The 3,221-nt window shown below is 60.5% G+C and carries 4 protein-coding genes and 1 pseudogene; 4 read left to right on the top strand and 1 reads right to left on the bottom strand.

Annotated features, from left to right (window positions below; genetic code table 11):
- Both AWB83_RS37025 and AWB83_RS35425 read left to right on the top strand, forming a co-directional pair.
- Nucleotides 1-1,230, top strand: a pseudogene (locus AWB83_RS37025) (filamentous hemagglutinin); the annotation flags it as partial.
- Entirely contained in the window at nt 1,227-1,586 is a 360-nt protein-coding gene (locus AWB83_RS35425) for an immunity 8 family protein (protein ID WP_087050247.1), read from the top strand. The pseudogene AWB83_RS37025 and the gene AWB83_RS35425, both read left to right, overlap by 4 nt.
- A gap of 42 nt (nt 1,587-1,628) precedes the next feature.
- Here the strand turns inward: AWB83_RS35425 and AWB83_RS37805 are convergent, their stop codons facing one another.
- Nucleotides 1,629-1,763, bottom strand: a complete 135-nt coding sequence (locus tag AWB83_RS37805; RefSeq protein ID WP_087050248.1) for a SymE family type I addiction module toxin — start codon at nt 1,761-1,763, stop codon at nt 1,629-1,631.
- Between AWB83_RS37805 and AWB83_RS35435 the strand changes: the two genes are divergently transcribed.
- Nucleotides 1,762-2,061 (top strand): hypothetical protein, encoded by a 300-nt coding sequence (locus AWB83_RS35435; protein ID WP_087050249.1) that lies wholly within the window; start codon nt 1,762-1,764, stop codon nt 2,059-2,061. The genes AWB83_RS37805 and AWB83_RS35435 overlap by 2 nt on opposite strands.
- Nucleotides 2,062-2,077: 16 nt before the next feature.
- Nucleotides 2,078-3,221, top strand: a 1,144-nt coding sequence (locus AWB83_RS35440; protein ID WP_143750161.1) for a ShlB/FhaC/HecB family hemolysin secretion/activation protein, incomplete at its 3' end; no start/stop codon positions are given.

Below are 3,221 nucleotides of genomic sequence, written 5' to 3' on the forward strand. Positions count from 1 at the left end.
GACGGCTTGAGCGTGAGCGCCGCCGATGCGCTCAACAACGGCGCGGGCGGCATGATCGGCAGCAATGGCTCGCTCGAGAGCGCGACGACACGCAGTGCGATCAACGCGGGCACGATCAATATCACCGACAAGGATCGCCAGGCGCAGGACGTTTCGACCCTGAGCCGCGATACATCGATCACGAATGGCACGGTGTCGAAGCTGCCGGACGTGAATGACGTGCTCGGAAAACAAGCCGATCTGATGAATGCGACGGCTGCGGCTGGCGAGGCGGTCGCAAAGGGTATCGGCCAGCTCGCGGATAGCAAACGTGATGGCGCGCTTGCAGATGCAAAAGCGGCCTATGAGCGCGGCGATCTCGACGCAATGCAGAGCTATCTGGATGTGGCGGATTCGTGGGGTGAATCGGGCAGCAACAGAATTGCGTTGCACGTCGCCGGCGGCGGTCTGATCGGCGGCTTGGGCGGTGGAAGCATCGGAGGCGGAGCGCAAGGCGCGGCGGGTGCGGGGATGTCAGCGGCCTTGGCGGATCAGACGAAGCGGATTGCGGACACGATCGCAGACGGAACGGGGTCCGAGCTGATCGGCAAGTTCGCGGGCAACACGCTCAACGTGATCGGCGGCGGTATCATTGGAGGTCCGGCTGGCGCGGCGGCCGCGTCGAACGTGAACCTGTATAACCAGTGGAACGACAAGAAGGAAGGCGAAGCTGCCAAGGAGGCGAAGGAGCTTCGGCAGATACTGGATAAAGAACGGGCTATGCTCGGTCAGAAGCCAGTGCAGACGGCGGATATAGGTGCTGCGAGAGTGCGACCGCCGGTTGGGGCGCTGGGCGGGAAGACGGCGACATCAAGTGGAGCGGCAAACGCTGCAACCTATGCTGGACTGAAGGGCCAACTCGCAGGCGAGAATCTGGCAAATATCGCTGCTCAAGATCCAAGATTGGCTGCTGCCGTGGATGGCAGTGGTACGAAGAATATCAACTTCAACATTGGTATTGGTACGGCGGCGGAGGCTGATCAACTTGGAAAAATTTGGGTGGGAGACGGGGCGAAAATGACTACGGACGGGAAGGGTTGGGTAAGCGCTGATGGCACACGTGTGTATCGTGCACCGACGGTTAAACCTAATGTTCCTGTGGAGTTCTCCCCAACGGGGATTCAAGCTAACTTCCAGCAGTTAGAGAATGGGAAAGTTATTAGCAACGGACACTTGAACGTCACCAAATGATGAAAGCAGTTCTTAAGAGCGTTGATACCGGTAGTTCTGTTGCCTTCGAGGCATATTGGCCAGAAGATCAAGAGTGCTTTGGCGTTTGGCTAACCGTGCTGATTGGGCCGGATGATTCAGAGGGTGGGCATTACTATCAAATACTTGTATGCACGCCGGAATGGATCAAAAAAGAATATTTGCATATGGGTGCAGCGTGGGGACGCCATATGTTGATTGTTTCCAGCTTTGATTCGGATAGGATCAAGAGCGAAATTAATCAGTATCTCGAAGGCTGCACAGGAAAGGACTTCGGAGAAATAGCACAGAAGGTAGCGAGGATTGGCGCGTGGGAGTTCGAAGACTACCAATCCTGATGTGAAAAACAACAAACCCAGCTTCGAGCTGGGTTTGTTGTTTTACGGCATGGCGGGCAGAGGCGTAATGATGGACTGCCCGTGCTGCACGAGCACGCAGACGCGGGAATCGGGTTTGAACCCGGCTTGTTCGAGCCATCGGCCCATGGGATGAGGGTGGCGCGATCGCATCGCCATGCACACGGCGGGCGGCGCGCTCGTCGCGGGCCTCGGCGGCAGTGCGGCGGGCGGCGCAGCGGGCGCGGGTATTTCGGCGGCGCTTGCGGGCGACCTGAACCGACTTGCAGATCAATTGGGCAACGGTGGTGGCATTGATCCCGGCCTCACGGCCGGCAACATCGGCGCCAACCTGATTGCAGGCGGCATCGGCGGGCTGATCGGCGGCAACTCGGGCGCGTTCGCGGCAAGCAATGTGGACCTTTACAATCGCAGCACAGGCAATGGTGAGGGCAGCCGAGCATCACCAACAAGATAAACCTAGAGTTCCACGAATGACGATAACGAAGAGGCTGACGGCTTTGCCGCTCACAGCCCTAGCGACACTTGCGGTTCAAGCACAGGAAGCGTCCACGCTTGCTGACGAAGCAGCGGCGGCGCGGGCTAACGCGCGGCAGGATCAACGGGTGCAGCAACAGCGCGAGGCGGAGCAGCGCGAGGCAGCCGTGCAGGCGCCCATCGTGCGCTCGACGCTCCCCGGCGAAGGCGAATTCCCGACGCTCCCGCAGGAAGCGCCGTGCTTTCGTATCGACGCCTTCACGCTCGACGTCCCGGCGACACTCCCTGACGAGATACGTGCGCGCGGCGCATCGGACTTGCCGCTCGATCGCTTCGCCTTCGCGCGTGCATGGCTCGACCACTATCGCGGCGCGTGCATCGGCAAGCAAGGCGTTGCAGCGCTCGAGAACGGCCTACAGCAAGCGATTCTCAGCCGCGGCTACGTGAGCACGCGCGTACTGCTCCCCGAGCAAGACCTTGCAACAGGAACACTTTCCTTCGCGCTCGTTCCCGGCGTCATTCGCGAGATTCGTTTCGCGGGCCCGGTCGCATGGGGAGCGTGGAAGAGCGCGTTCCCTGCGCGACCCGGCGACATGCTAGACCTGCGCGATCTCGAACAGGGCATCGAGCAGATGAAGCGTGTCGCAAGTCAGGACGCCGATATGAAAATCGAGCCCACCGACACGCCCGGCGAGAGCGACGTCGTGAGCGCGCTCAGACGCGCCAAGCCCTGGACCGTGCTCGCCTCGGTCGACAACTCGGGTAGCCGCGCGACGGGCAAGCTTCAGGGCAACGTAAGCTTCGGCCTCGACAACCCGCTCGGCCTCAATGACATGCTGAATCTCGGCGTGAATCAGGATTTGTACATCGACGACAAGGGCCTTGGCTCGCATGGCTTCAACGGTTCTTACTCGGTCCCTTGGGGCTATTGGACCGCCTCGCTCTTCGGCTATACGAACACCTACTATCAGCAGATCGCGGGCGCGAACCAGACCTTCGTGTCGAGCGGCAACTCGCGGACTGCCGGGTTCAAACTGGCCCGGGTGCTGCGCCGTACCCAGAACGACGTGCTCGGCGGGTACGTGCAACTCTCGAAGCGCTTCGGCGCGAGTTTCATTGACGATACCGCGATCGAGATAC

The organism is Caballeronia ptereochthonis, from assembly GCF_001545075.1.
Classification (GTDB): Bacteria; Pseudomonadota; Gammaproteobacteria; order Burkholderiales; family Burkholderiaceae; genus Caballeronia; species Caballeronia ptereochthonis.

Bases quoted from the DNA above. Each gene is read 5' to 3' on its own strand.
- AWB83_RS35425 (WP_087050247.1), top strand. From the start codon at position 1,227: ATGATGAAAGCAGTTCTTAAGAGCGTTGATACCGGTAGTTCTGTTGCC.
- AWB83_RS35435 (WP_087050249.1), top strand. From the start codon at position 1,762: ATGCACACGGCGGGCGGCGCGCTCGTCGCGGGCCTCGGCGGCAGTGCG.
- AWB83_RS37805 (WP_087050248.1), bottom strand. From the start codon at position 1,763: ATGGCGATGCGATCGCGCCACCCTCATCCCATGGGCCGATGGCTCGAA.